Annotated in this window: 11 protein-coding genes; all 11 read left to right on the forward strand. The window is 45.6% G+C overall.

Features of this window, described 5'->3' with window-relative positions:
- Positions 1-253: 253 nt before the first annotated feature.
- The 11 genes from G358_RS0106280 to G358_RS0106330 all read left to right on the forward strand — a co-directional run bounded on the left by G358_RS0106280 (position 254) and on the right by G358_RS0106330 (position 13,557).
- Positions 254-1,534 (forward strand): ABC transporter substrate-binding protein, encoded by a 1,281-nt coding sequence (locus tag G358_RS0106280; RefSeq protein WP_019636347.1) that lies wholly within the window; start codon positions 254-256, stop codon positions 1,532-1,534.
- 48 nt (positions 1,535-1,582) lie between these two features.
- Positions 1,583-2,509 carry a carbohydrate ABC transporter permease gene (locus tag G358_RS0106285; protein ID WP_019636348.1) on the forward strand — a complete coding sequence of 309 codons (927 nt, stop codon included), beginning with the start codon at positions 1,583-1,585 and terminating at the stop codon, positions 2,507-2,509.
- A 304-nt stretch (positions 2,510-2,813) separates the two neighbouring features.
- Positions 2,814-3,377, forward strand: coding sequence for a carbohydrate ABC transporter permease (locus G358_RS0106290; RefSeq protein ID WP_240479962.1), 564 nt, complete (start codon positions 2,814-2,816; stop codon positions 3,375-3,377).
- A 23-nt stretch (positions 3,378-3,400) separates the two neighbouring features.
- Positions 3,401-4,840, forward strand: a complete 1,440-nt coding sequence (locus tag G358_RS0106295; RefSeq protein ID WP_019636350.1) for a glycoside hydrolase family 32 protein — start codon at positions 3,401-3,403, stop codon at positions 4,838-4,840.
- Between the two features lie 221 nt (positions 4,841-5,061).
- Complete coding sequence (locus G358_RS32945; protein ID WP_019636351.1) at positions 5,062-5,208, forward strand: hypothetical protein; 147 nt, start codon at positions 5,062-5,064, stop codon at positions 5,206-5,208.
- 14 nt (positions 5,209-5,222) lie between these two features.
- Positions 5,223-6,095 carry a fructokinase ScrK gene (gene scrK / locus G358_RS0106305; RefSeq protein ID WP_019636352.1) on the forward strand — a complete coding sequence of 291 codons (873 nt, stop codon included), beginning with the start codon at positions 5,223-5,225 and terminating at the stop codon, positions 6,093-6,095.
- 286 nt (positions 6,096-6,381) lie between these two features.
- A complete protein-coding gene (locus G358_RS0106310) occupies positions 6,382-7,725 on the forward strand; it encodes a NosD domain-containing protein (RefSeq protein WP_019636353.1) in 1,344 nt (447 codons plus the stop codon).
- A 655-nt stretch (positions 7,726-8,380) separates the two neighbouring features.
- Entirely contained in the window at positions 8,381-8,641 is a 261-nt protein-coding gene (locus G358_RS33810) for a TetR family transcriptional regulator (protein WP_240479964.1), read from the forward strand.
- Between the two features lie 236 nt (positions 8,642-8,877).
- On the forward strand, positions 8,878-10,698 hold the full coding sequence (locus tag G358_RS0106320) for a histidine kinase (protein ID WP_019636355.1): 1,821 nt from the start codon (positions 8,878-8,880) through the stop codon (positions 10,696-10,698).
- 39 nt (positions 10,699-10,737) lie between these two features.
- Positions 10,738-12,321 (forward strand): response regulator transcription factor, encoded by a 1,584-nt coding sequence (locus tag G358_RS0106325; RefSeq protein ID WP_026342102.1) that lies wholly within the window; start codon positions 10,738-10,740, stop codon positions 12,319-12,321.
- Positions 12,322-12,651: 330 nt separating this feature from the next.
- Positions 12,652-13,557, forward strand: a complete 906-nt coding sequence (locus G358_RS0106330) for an ABC transporter permease (protein WP_019636357.1) — start codon at positions 12,652-12,654, stop codon at positions 13,555-13,557.
- Position 13,558: the final 1 nt, after the last annotated feature.

The following is a 13,558-nucleotide window of genomic DNA, read 5'->3' on the forward strand; positions in this document are numbered from 1 at the left end:
GAAATTACATCAGGAACAGGACATGAACGTTTGGCAATAAAACAGCCATTAAGCGGACTGCCATTTATCAAAGATTCACGCAGTCTACCTGAATCAAGCTGGGATCGAACGAGGGGAAACTGGGACTTATATTTTATTGAGGGTATCACTTCATGAATGTGCAAGGGAAATTATGGTCTGGTATTCTTGGTGGTTGTATGGTTTTGTCGACGGTTTTGTCCGGTAGTTCTAGATAAGTTGAGAGGAGAAAAGTATGAAAACAACACGTGTAATGATGAGTGCCGTACTGTTTCTTTGTTTCTTGGTTGTGTTAGTCGGATGTGGAAATAACTCTGCAGGTAGCTCTAATGACAAGACGTTAACGGTATTAGTTGAAGGCGGTGGTCCTGCTTTTGAAGTGGCGAATAAAACCGCAGCGAAGTTTGAGGAACAGACAGGCTATAAAATTAAGATCGATTCTGTTCCTTATAGCGGGGTATACGATAAGTTGAAGGCTGAAATTGATGCGAAAAAATCGACTCACGATGTAGCCATTATTGATGTATTATGGTTTCCTTCGTTAGCGAAGGGACTGGAACCATTAGGGAATGTGTTGACGGAAGAACAGATGAATGATTTCTTACCTCAATTAAGTGAAAGCGCTACGATAAATGGGGAATTGCTAGGGATTCCGACTTGGACCAATTCTAAAATTTTGCTCTACCATAAAGATTTGTTCGAGGACCCGAATAACCAAGCGAACTTCGCGAAGGAATTCGGCTATGCCTTGAAGGTGCCAACGAGTTGGAAAGAGTATGAGGACGTTGCAAAATTCTTCACGAACAATGGAATGTATGGCACGTCCGTTTTCGGTCAGACAGGCGGCGATGCTGTCAGCAGTTGGCTCGACCATGTTACTCAAGCGGGCGTTGATTCCTTGGTGCTGGATCGTAATGGTGAAGTGAATATCACTGAAGAGCCGTATATCCAATCGCTCACCTTCCTGCAGAATCTAGTCAAAGATAAAGTTGTCCCTGAGGATTATCTGTCCATTGCAAGCAGCGAAACTGCAGAGCTGTTCAATAACGGTAAATTGGCGATGCAGCTTGCGTGGGGACATTTTTACCTCTCCTCAGATAAAGTGTTGCCAGGGCGGATTGGTGCTGCACCGATGATTGCGGGAGAGAAGGGGGTTGGCGCGGTACCAGGGCCCTGGTATCAAGTAGTCTTGAAGGATTCTCAGAAGAAAGACATTGCGGAGCAATATCTCAAGTTCATGTATGATCAAAATGAGCTGTATATGGAATCGTTAGGGGTAGCAGCTCGAAAGTCAGTCTTTGAAAAGTATATTGATATTCCGCAATATGCGCATGTGAAGGCGATTGAAGCGACCCTTGACGGAGCACAGACGCAGAACAGACCACAGATTGAGCAGTGGAGCCAAATTGAGAATGAAGTCCTCTCGCCGATGCTGCAAAAGGTTCTATCCGGCAGCGATCCAGCCACGGAATTAACATTGGCTAAAGAACAAATCGAAGAAATTCTAGGCAGATAGAAAAAAGGTGGTGCGTTCGAACGTGCCACCTAAGCAAGGAGTCTAACGATGCGCATGATCACGATAACAGAAGAGTCTCTTCCAAAAAAAAAATCTCAGAAACGAGTGTCTTCGACCATTGATCGAAAAACATTGATGTTGTTTTTCTTGCCAGCAGCTATTTTTATGTTCCTGTTCTTGTTATATCCGTTATTCAAGCTCGTGTTCGACAGTTTCTTTGTTACCAATGATGTTGGGACACGCACTTTTGCGGGGGGCGATAATTACCTCCGTGCCGTAGAATCTGCTTCGTTTTGGAAGTCGTTTAAGAATACGGTCATTTATGTGTTGTTGGCAGTAGGCTTTGAGACAATAATTGGCTTGACCTTAGCAGTTGTTTTTACGCATAAATATCGTGGGTTCCGCTTCTTACGCACCTTGATTTTGTCGCCATTAATGATTGCACCGCTCGTGGCCGGCTTGATCTGGAAATTCATGCTGAGCAACCAGTTCGGCATTATTAATACGTTATTGGTAAAGCTGGGGCTTATTGAATCCACCAGCAGCATACTCTGGCTGGCCGACCCTAAAATTTCACTCCTGTCATGTATCATTGCGGATGTCTGGCTAACAACACCCTTTATGATGTTGATGTTTCTAGCGGGGATTCAAGGTGTTCCGGACAGTCTATACGAAGCGGCGGAAATCGAAGGTGCAAGTCGTTCGCAAATGATTTTCAAGATTATAATACCGAATATTAAACCGATTCTTATGAGCGCTCTGGTCGTGCGGATTATTGATGCTGCGCGTTCCTTCGATATTATTTGGGTCATGACGCAAGGGGGACCTATCAATTCATCCGAGCTCTTGAGCGTGCATATTTACAAGATGCTTCAACGGTACGGTGATGTAGGGTATGCGAGTGCAATGGCCGTGATCTTCATTGTGCTGTTGGTAGGAATTACATTGCTATCCATGCGAAAAGTAAAAGAATAGGGAGACGATTCCATTGTTTGCAGAACAACTTGGGCGAAATAGAAAAGACAATGTTTGGATCTTTATCATGTACGGAGTAGCTGCATTGTTCTTGGTCGTCTTTATATTTCCGTACCTATATATGTTGCTATCCTCATTTAAGCCGTCCAACGAGGTAATTTCCACGTCGCCAACTTTTTACCCAAAGGCTTTCTCGATCGAGAATTATATTCAATTATCGCAATATGCGGGGATGGGTAGATTCTTTATCAACAGTATTGTTGCAGCATCAGTGGGTACTCTTATATGTCTTATCTTAGGATCTATGGCTTCGTATGCTATTTCCAGAACAGCAGCATCGAAATTAAGCGGGTTTTTTTTGGTACTTGTTCTGTGCCTCAAGATGATTCCGATGTCCAGTATCGCGGTACCAATTTACGCATTGATCCAAAAATTCGGTTTATATGATTATTTGCCTGCTCTAGTCGTGGTGTATGCAGCTGTCAATATGCCATTTGTACTGTGGATGATGATTAGCTTTTTTAAAGCCATTCCAATCGATATGGATGAGGCGGCTTCGATTGACGGGGCTTCCCCGATTGTGAGCTTTCGAAAAGTCATTCTGCCGATCACCATTCCAGGGATCATTTCGACGGGGATCTTCACCTTTTTGTTGGCGTGGAACGATTTCTTGCTAGCACTTCTACTGACGAGCAGCTCAGCAAAGACCGTGCCCGTTGCGTTGTCGGAGTTTTTGACGGCATACAACTTGGATCTGGGACCGATGACTGCGGCAGCAACTTTATTTAGTTTTCCGGTAATTGTCATTTCGTTCTTCTTACAGAAATATCTGGTATCTGGCATGTTGGCCGGGTCCGTGAAGGAATAATACAACGATGTGGAGTGATCAGTATGGATTTGCATGAGCGAAGAATTGCAGAAGCAAATATCTATTTGAACCAGTATCGTAATAAAATCAGTCAAAGTCAATATCGCCAAAATTATCATTTCTGCACACCTGTTGGTTGGTTGAATGACCCGAATGGATTCATTCAGTATCGAGGCGAGTATCATTTATTCTATCAATTTCATCCATACAAGCCTTATTGGGGTGCAATGTACTGGGGTCATGCCAAAAGTAAAGATTTGATTCACTGGGAGCACCTCCCTGTGGCATTGGCGCCGAGCGAAGCTTATGACGATCATGAAAAAGGCGGCTGTTTCTCAGGAACAGCGATCGAGAAAGATGGTCGATTATATATCTTCTACACCGGAACGGTCCTCCAAGGGGAGAAGGTGATTCAGACCCAATGTCTTGCGATCAGTGAAGATGGGTTGAAGTTTACGAAGTATGCGGGAAATCCGATTATCGATGCGGATTATCCGGGTGTTACGCCTGAGAATTTTCGTGATCCGAAGGTATGGGAGCATAATGGCCGGTATCATATGATTGTCGGTACGAGTATTTCGGGGAGAGGAAACGCCTTGTATTACACGTCGGATAATCTAGTGGATTGGGAACTCTCGGGCCCATTCGTTGATTATGAAGGCAATTATGGGACCATGTGGGAATGTCCGGATTTCTTTAGGATCGGAGAGAAGGCGGTCCTTCTTTTTTCACCAATGGGACTCGGTGAGACGACAACGCTATATTTGGTTGGAACCATCGATGATGCGACCGGGAAGTTTAGGATTGAATCCGAAGAAGTCATTGATTATGGGTTTGACTTTTACGCGCCGCAATCGATTTTAGACCATCAAGGTCGAAGGATTATGATGGCTTGGCAGAATGGATGGGATTGGATGCCATGGTGGAAAGATTTTGGCCCAACGTCAGAGATGGATCAGTGGTGCGGGGCGATGAGCTTGCCAAGAGAAGTGACTTTGGAGGGTTCTCAATTAGGCTTCAGACCTATTCAAGAAATCTCGCAATATATGAAGAATCAGTATCTGTTTCAAGAGATTTTTGTCTGGAAAGAAGAGCGTCTGTTAACCGCAGAAATGTCGGAGAGTTTTATGCTCGAATTAGATCGAACGGATCTTCAGGGTACTTTAACGTTGACCATCAAGAATGAGCAGGGAGTCGCCGATCAAATTGTTTGTTCTCGAACGCGTATAGAATATTTCAATGTTAACAATCCGTTTGGAAAAACAGGGAAATCGATGGTGGCTGCTGACAATGAACCGCTTCTTTTGTATTCCGATAGCTGCAGCTTAGAGATTTTTGGAGTGGAATCAGGGAAAATGTTCTCTGTAAATAACTTCATGAAAAAGGGCAAGCGAATAATTACGGTGACGAGCGATTCTCCTAATACAATAATTAGATTAAACCTTCGTGAAATACGTACTTAGTTGGTTGAAAGATGAGAAAGGGTGCTCGATCGTGGCGAATATTAGTGATGTGGCAAAGAAAGCGGTGTTTTCCATCAATATCTGACGTAGTATCCAGATATCGATGGGATCTTCTCGATAGATTTGGTCATCATTGCGATGCTTAGACAAACTTTGAAGCGAGGCATTCGGGCTCCTCAAGCATTGAGATGAGTCGGATATGATGGGACCTATGTGCGCAGATGACCTATCCTTCTTTTCCAAGCGTCATCCAGCCTTATGAGGAGCTGGCCAAGAATGTCGTCGCGCTCTTGGTGGAGTTAATGGACAAGAAGGAAATCGATCAAATGATCTATGAATTGGATGTACATCTGACGGAAGAACAGTGATAGGAGGAAGAGAAATGCTACTGGGCTCGATTGAGGCGGGCGGGACGAAATTCGTCTGCAGCGTAGGCACGTCAGAACTGGAGGTTATCAAGAGAGTCAGCTATCCCACAACGACGCCAAGTGAGACGCTAGCGCTCGTGATTGATTTTTTCCAACAATATGCAGAGGATTTACAGGCGATTGGAATCGGCTCATTTGGTCCGATTGATATTCATCCGGCTTCGCCAACGTATGGCTATATTACCTCGACACCGAAGCTGGCCTGGAAGGACTTTGACTTTGTAGGGACGATAACCGAGGCATTGCATGTGCCAATCGCTTGGACAACCGATGTCAATGCAGCAGCCTATGGGGAATATATGAAAGGGCACGGCCAAGGCTTGTCCAGTATCGTCTACTATACGATCGGAACGGGCGTCGGCGGCGGGGCCATCCAGCAGGGGCAATTCATCGAAGGATTCAGTCACCCAGAGATGGGACATATTCTCGTTCGTCAGCACCCCGACGATCACTTTGAAGGGGCTTGTCCCTATCATCAGAATTGTCTGGAAGGGTTGGCGGCGGGGCCGGCGATCGAGAAGCGATTCGGTGTGAAGGGCCAAGAACTGCCAGCAGATCACCTGTACTGGGAGATCGAAGCGTATTACATTGCGCAATGTGCGTACACCGCGACGCTCCAGTTTTCCCCGGAGCGGATTATTTTCGGTGGGGGCGTTATGCAGCAAGAGCACATGGTTCAGCGCGTGCGCGTGATATTCAAGGATTTGCTGAACAATTATGTCCGAACGCCCGATCTCGCCCAATATATCGTGACGCCGGCGTTAGCAAATAATGCAGGGACGATCGGCTGCCTTGCCTTAGCGAGGGACCATGCGTGGGAAGCGTAGAATGCTTGTGATGAGGGGAGCCCGTGGAAGCAGGTTAGCTTTGTTAGTCTTTGATTTCAAAGACTTACTCTATGTCTAAATTGGCAGGGAAGCTCCTGCTGCGGATTAAAGGTTGGTAATCCTCCCCTAAACTTCGACGTGCATGCGGAATATATAGTGTTGTCGACAAGTAGAAGGTACTTTCCGTTTTAGATGAAAGATAATAAGAATTGAGTGAGTTCATAAAGTCTTATAAAGAATCTGAACGTCTTGAACAAACACACTAAGTGGATAGGAGATTTTATTTATGGCTAGTAAAAACTATTACGACGTAACAGAGTGGCCTGTCGGTAATCCGTATGAGGATATTGGCGAGGTAATCAATAGCATTATAGCAGATATTAAAAGTAGGCAAACGGACACTGATGTGAATAAAGGCGGAAAGCCGGGTGCGGTAATCTATATTCCACCGGGAGATTATCATCTTGTCAGTCAAGTAGTTATAGACATCAGTTATCTTAAAATTATGGGTTCTGGACACGGGTTTACATCTTCGAGTATTCGTTTTAATACTTCTGAGAATGAATGGCCGGATTTGCATGAATTGTGGCCGGGAGGAAGTCGCATACTCGTAGATATTCCCCTAGAAGTGAATGACGAGGAATATAAAGGAGCTGCATTTTATGTTGAACGAAGTGGAAATCCCCGAATAAGTTCGGTAGAGTTTTCTGATTTTTGTATTGATGGTTTGCATTTTATTGAAGATGGTTCAGGAGAAATACATCCGGAAAACACATATATTAATGGGAAAACGGGTATTTATGTTGCGAGCGCTTGTGACTCATTTCGGATTACAGGCATGGGGTTTGTGTATTTAGAGCATGGAATTACGATCTATCATGCTGATGCACTGACTATACATGATAATTTCATAGCTGAATGTGGTAACTGTATAGAACTACGAGGCTGGGGACAGGCTTCAAAAATAACCGATAACTTGATAGGAGCCGGTTTTAAAGGATATTCAATTTACGCTCAAAATTTTGGTGGACTTTTGATTACAGCGAATAATGTTTTTCCACGAGGTGCGAGCAGTATCTATTTTGATGGTGTGACACGTTCCAGTATCACAAATAACAGACTTCATTCATTTTATCCAGGAATGGTGGTATTCAGGGAAAATTGTTCGGAAAACTTGGTTTCTTCAAATCACTTTTTACGTGACCATGAACCTTGGACCCCTTTTCTGGGAATAGACAATGGTTTAGATGATTTGTATGGTCTCCTCTATATCAGTGGTAATAATAATTCTATAATTGCTAATCACTTTTCTGAAGGAATTAATTCTCAGAAAATCAAGCCGGTAGGTGCAACACCTGTAATCATACGTATTGTTTCGGGTAATGGAAATTATATTTCTAATAATCATGTTGTTGCTACGGAGGTTCATGCCAAGATAAGTGATTCTTGTTTCTCTGCGCAAGTAGGCGCTTTGTTGACTACCGAAGCATCGGAGCCGCTTACCGTAACAACAGTATTGGTAGAAAAAGAATCGCTTCAAAATACGATTCTTGATTCGGGAAGTGATGCACAGGTTGTTATGGACAAGACTGTAAATGCATTCAGAGCCACTCCATCGCCAGGAGCATAGATAATATATTCAACTATTTTGTGGTAATTTATGTTCCAAAATTTCAATTGCAAGTCGGACACTTGAATTATTTCGTTTGTCAATTAATTTTTTGGTGCTTCCTAGTATTGGAAGCGCCTTTTTTTATATAGTTTGCGCGCCTAGCTCAAGTTAGGCACAACTAACCGGTGAAAGTCCGGTTGAGGTAAGAGCCAAGTCGCCTTGTAGCTAACGGGCAACTGGTGGAGAGATCCTAAGATTGAATCCCCGTGACAAAGCACTTCTACGGAAGAGCGAGTATATCAGCAGGCCGTAACATGAAGTGAATCCTGCCGCACTGTCAAAAAAGACCTGTAAAGGACAAGAGTGAGCCGAGCCCCGAGACCTTGGGTGAAGGCCATGGTACTCGTGAAGCACTTGGAAACGCAACGCGGAAGAACTCTCGGTGTAGATGATCGGCATGTTGAGAAGGCTGTGACTGAAACTAGGGAAACCCTACCTCGCATGGCAAACGCCGTAGAAAGCGAACCTATAAGTTCGAAAGGTGAAGTGGCGAGCTGCGGGGAGGGAGGCGGAGGGGGCTGTAGTACCTGCGAAGCAAGGACAACACAACCTTGTGGAGGGAAAGTCCCCTGCTTTGTTAACGTAATGGAGGAGTTAAGAGTCAGTGAATGCAGTGAAATCTGCTAACAACGGCAATGGAAAAGCTCAACAATCCCAAAAAGTACTATACCTAGCGGCCAAGGAAAATCCGAAGCGGCGATTTCACGCGCTGTACGACAAAGTGCACCGTAGGGACATTCCTTGGAAAGCATGGAAACGGGTGAAGGTATACGGCGGAAGCGGTGGAATGGATGCCGGCCAAGTGGAACGCCCACGAGGCCATCTGGCACATTCGGCGGGCCGTAAAGAAAGGGGTCTACAAGATAGCTACTAAAATTATAAGGAGCCCTCTTTTATTCTTAAAAAAGACAGATAATAAACTTAAAAATGCCCAGTTGAATGCAGTTTCAAATCATCGTATAGTATCTGTGCATGTGGATTCAACCTCTAGGTATGTCGATTTGGCATACCTACGTCGGCAATTTTGAGGCCGTTCTTTGTCTTTATGTATTTTCTTAAAAGAGATATAATTGGAGCTTACAAATACAAGTTCAGCAAGGAAGGATACGGATGATGAAGTATAATCATTGGATCCGCATAGCAGCTTCGCGAATAAGAAACATGAAGTTCCAAAAAAAATTAATGCTGGGCTACCTTCTAATTTGCGTTATTCCGCTCATTGGTGTAAGCGCAATCATTTTTCGCCAGTCGGCAGCGGGACTGGAAGATTCCTCGCAGGAGTTTGCCGCTCTGTACACGTCCCAGATCAGAACTTCTTTGAACGAACTGATGAAAGAATATGACAAGGTGACCAAGTCCGTACTCATCGACGGTGAACTGATTTATAGGCTTGGGGAAGAGCGGAACAGATCGATGGATGAATTAATCCTGGAGCGGGTCGCCGTTCAGCGGCTGCTCATGCGGGTCGCTATGCTTAAACCGGAGATCGGTACCGTGATGCTGATCAGCCGCGATAACGGCGTATACCAGTATACTACGACCACTAGCGTGGTTAACGAGAACGCTCTATTGTCCCAGGCGTGGTTCACGAAGCTTCGCAGCTTGGATGAGACTTTTTTTATTACTGGGGTGCACGATCGTTCTTATTACGATGACAAGGGGGAAGGAGCCATTGTAACAGTGGGCAGAGTACTCCTGAATTCGGAGGGGGCCTATGCAGGGATTTTGCTCATCGATCTGGACCCGTTTGCCTTACTGCAGCTTGATCAAGAATTTGTCACCGCGAGGGACAAATACGGTATGAGTGTCACTATAAGCAATCGTCAAGGGGAAATTGTCTATCAGTCCGATGCGGCCAGCGGCCGGCTGTCTTGGCAGCAGGTGTTGGAAGCGGGCATGTCTTCTTCTAATGATGTGAGCAGCAAGGACAAAATTGTTTTGTCGGGCAACACGGAATTGGGCAATCTGTTGATCAGGACGGAGATTCCTCGCGAGAAGCTTCTATCCAAGATTAATCAGATCAAAGGGATGACTGTGATGGTGATTCTGGCAAGTTGTTTAATCGTAACGCTTATGTCTCTTGGTTTAAGCTATACGATTACCAAGCCGATTCAGGCGCTCCGCAAGAGCATGAAGCAGGCGGAATTAGGGCAATACCAGCCTATCGAGAGAAATCAGGCCAATGACGAGATCGGCAGTTTGGTCAACAGCTATAACAAGATGATCGTAACGATTCGAACCTTGATTGAGGATGTCTATATCGGGGAGATCAAGCATCGCAGAGCCAAGCTCATCGCACTCCAGAACCAGATTAACCCTCACATGCTGTACAACACTTTGGAATCTATCCGCATGAAGGCGCTGGTGAACGATGATGAGGAGACGGCCGCTATGATCAAGATATTGGCTCGAATGTTCCGGCTTGCTTTGGGGAAGGAAGGCAGGCAGCATTCGGTGCAGCATGAACTGGAGTATACGGCGAATTATGTACAGCTTCAGAATTTGCGGTTCGATAATAAGTTTCTCCTAGATATCCGAATTCCCGAGGAGCTGCAGCAATGCAGCATCATCCCGCTGGTTTTCCAGCCCATTGTAGAGAATAGTGTTAATCATGGATTCGAAGACTACAGCCGGACTATGCATATCGTAATTGAAGGGTTCCTGACGGAAGCGGGCGAAATTTTAATCCGGATCACAGACGATGGGATCGGTATGACTGAGGAGATGCAGGCGAAGCTGTGTGCACTTTTGGATGCAGCCGGGTCTGACAAGTACAAACTGGAAATTATGGATGAAACGGACACTAAAGGGTTAGGTCTTAAAAATATCGCAGAACGCATCAAGCTCCATTATGGAGATCAGTATGGTTTGACAATTCGTTCCGAACTTGGAATTGGCACGACGGTTGAAATTTTAATCCCCAAGATCTGAATTGCAGCAGGGTGCGAAATGAAAAGAGAGGTGCTTGGGATGAAACTGGTTTTGGTCGATGATGAAAAAGGGATTGCGGACGGTCTGAAAAAAATAATAAGCCGCTATATTCCCGATTGCGAGATAGTCGGCACCGCATATAACGGTTTGGAAGGGTTTACATTGATACAAAATCGGCAGCCGGATATTGTTATTACGGATATTCGGATGCCGCAGGCGGATGGCCTGGAAATGATCAAAATGCTGAAAGATGCGGGAAACAGCGCCAAATTCATACTCCTAAGCGGTTATGCCGATTTCGAATATGCCCGAAGAGGCATACACCTGGGGGTACAATTCTATATCAACAAGCCGGTGGAGGAAGTGGAGCTTCGCGACTGCGTCCGTCAAGTCATGGAGGACATCCGCGAGGAAAGAGCCAAGCTTCAGGAGGTAGACGACTTGAAGCGGGAGGCACACCGCCGCATGCAGGAAAATGTACTGCGGGATATCCTGGATAACGGCAGCGACAGTACGGTTCATGTGGAAGAAACGCTGCGAATCGCCGGGATACAAACGAAGGGCGTACGGTTCGTATGTGCGCTGCTGGAATTCGACGATGGTTTTGGCTGCGTCAAAGAAGGCGGTCTTTGGCCTGTGCTTCAGCAAATCGACCGGGCCTTGGAACGGTACAAGGCCGTATATCGATTCCGTTACTCTGGATCTCAAGTGGCCGTTGTAGTTAGCCTTACCGAGACAATCGGATATGATGAACTGATTCGTGCTGTCCACGGTCTGAAGGCTGCGTTGTTCCAGGAACTGAACTTGTCCGTTACTTTCGGAATCGGCACTTTACAGGAAAGGGCCGCGGGAATCGGCCAATCTTTTGAAGAAGCCCGTTATGCCTTAAGCTACAAGGTCATCAAGGGGGAGGGAGCCGTAATCCCTTATCCCGACACGGTCAACCTGACGGGACGCCGCCATCCTGTTCCTGAAGAACTGATCAACAAACTGGAGGCGGAGCTCGACAATATGAACGAAGAGGGATGTGTCGGCATTATCCGCGAGATTTTCCGGGGCATGGAGGCTCAGCAAAGCATGAGCCCTACGGATCTCCAATTGCATTGTATCAATATCCTTCTATCGAGTGTGCGGAAGATGTCGTTTCAACAGCTGCAGCAAAATGACTTCCTGGGGCGCAATATTTTGTCTCTGGAGGCCATATCGAGCTTCCGTACGCTGGAGCGCCTGGAAAAGTGGATGATTCAGATCATCCGGCGCATTATTGTGTTTAAGTTAGAACATAACGTGCCTAAGAAGAAGGATATCATCGCCGAGGTTAAAGAATACGTATCACAGCATTACAGCGATCCGATTACCCTTGCGGAATTGGCTTCCCGTTTTTTTATCAGTCCTTATTACTTAAGCCAGTTATTCAAGCAAAAAACGGGGGATACCTATATCAACTTTCTGGGACAGGTCCGAATCGGCAAGGCGAAGGAACTGCTGGAAAGGACGGATTTGAAGGTTTATGAAATTTGCGAGCGGGTAGGATATTTGGATACGCAGCATTTCGCGCGGCTGTTCGAGAAGCTGACTGGGCAAAGACCCAGCGAATACCGCAAAAGCCGGTCGCGCGCTTAATTGAAAGTCATATTCAGGCCACTCCAAGCAGGAGTGGTTTTGATTTTCTCCTAAAAAAGACCGGGTAGGAACTTAAAAATGACCGATTGGTTACGGATGACACTGGCTGTATAGTAAGTTTGTAAGCGGATACAGCACTTGGGATTCAAGGGGGGACAGACAGATTGAAAACAGTTCGTTTTCATCGCATGAATGTATATTAATTTGGCTGCAGCATCCTAAAAAAAGACCGGGCAGGAACTTAAAAACGACCGATTGAGCGATGGTTTCCCGAATTGTATAGTAGCACTGTTAACGAATTCAACACCTAGAAATCAAGGAGGGACAAGATTGAAAGCAGTTGCGTTTCATCGAATGAAGGTTTATTGGCCGCTGTATGTGATGGCAATCCCGGGAATCGTTTTTCTCATCGTTTTTAAATTCATTCCGCTGGCCGGTTCTGTAATCGCATTCAAAGACTATTCGGTTTTTCAAGGGTTTCTCAATAGTCCATGGGTAGGTCTCAAGCATTTTGGCACGTTGCTGGAGCATCCAGACTTTGCCCGCGTGTTCGGCAATACCTTGATGCTTGGATTTTTCAAGCTTGTATTGGTCTTTCCGGTGCCCGTATTGCTTGCTCTCATGATCAACGAGATTCGGAAATCAGCATTGAAGAAAGGGATCCAGACTGCACTGTACATTCCGCACTTTCTATCATGGGTTATCGTTGGCAGCATTCTCTTCGATTTCTTTTCATTGAGCGGCTTGTTCAACCTGATCATCGGGTGGCTGGGTCATGAACCTGTTCTGGCTATGCAGGAAAGCGCATACTTCAGACCTATTTATGTTCTAGCTTCGATATGGAGGGATGCCGGCTGGGGAACCGTGGTGTATATGGCCGCCGTTAGTGCGATTGATCCGCAGCTTTATGAATCGGCGATGATTGATGGCGCTTCCAAGCTTAGACAAATCCGCCATATTACATTTCCGCTGCTGCTGCCTACCGTATTGGTACTGTTTCTGCTCGAGATCGGAAATTTCCTGGATCTGGGCTTTGATCAAGTGTACAACCTGCTCACCCCGATGACCTATAATGTAGGAGATATTCTGGATACGTATGTGTTCCGGACGGGCATACAGCAGGCACAGTACAGTTTTGCTACGGCGGTAGGATTGTTTCAATCGGTGATTGGATTTGTTATGGTGTATACCTTCAATAAGCTATCGAAGAAAGTTTCGGACGGGGGGTTATGGTAAT

It is taken from the genome of Paenibacillus fonticola DSM 21315 (genome assembly GCF_000381905.1).
Lineage (GTDB): Bacteria > Bacillota > Bacilli > Paenibacillales > Paenibacillaceae > Fontibacillus > Fontibacillus fonticola.